Consider the following 664-nt stretch of genomic DNA (forward strand, 5'->3'; position numbering starts at 1 on the left):
CCAGTTACTACTCCAGTATCAGACGTAACTATCCCAACAGTAACTCTAGATCCAATTAACAACACTTCAACAGTAGTAACTGGTAAGGTTCCAAACCCAGATCCAAATACCACTGTAATTGTTGAAATTCCTGGTCATACCCCAGTTACAGTTCCAGTAAATCCTGATGGTACATTTAGTGTTCCTACACCAAATAATGAACCACTAAAACCAGGTACTGAGGTAAAAGTTACTCCAAAAGATGATGCAGGCAATGGTACACCAGTTACTACTCCAGTATCAGACGTAACTATCCCAACAGTAACTCTAGATCCAATTAACAACACTTCAACAGTAGTAACTGGTAAGGTTCCAAACCCAGATCCAAATACCACTGTAATTGTTGAAATTCCTGGTCATACCCCAGTTACAGTTCCAGTAAATTCTGATGGTACATTTAGTGTTCCTACACCAAATAATGAACCACTAAAACCAGGTACTGAGGTAAAAGTTACTCCAAAAGATGATGCAGGCAATGGTACTCCAGCTACTACTCCAGTATCAGACGTAACTATCCCAACAGTAACTCTAGATCCAATTAACAACACTTCAACAGTAGTAACTGGTAAGGTTCCAAACCCAGATCCAAATACCACTGTAATTGTTGAAATTCCTGGTCATACCC

Annotated in this window: 1 protein-coding gene; it reads left to right on the plus strand. The window is 39.6% G+C overall.

Annotated features, from left to right (window positions below; all coding sequences use genetic code 11):
* On the plus strand, positions 1 to 664 hold a 664-nt coding region (locus F3G98_RS10290; RefSeq protein ID WP_223231360.1), incomplete at both ends, for an Ig-like domain-containing protein.

The organism is Campylobacter concisus (genome assembly GCF_902460895.1).
GTDB lineage: Bacteria > Campylobacterota > Campylobacteria > Campylobacterales > Campylobacteraceae > Campylobacter_A > Campylobacter_A concisus_BC.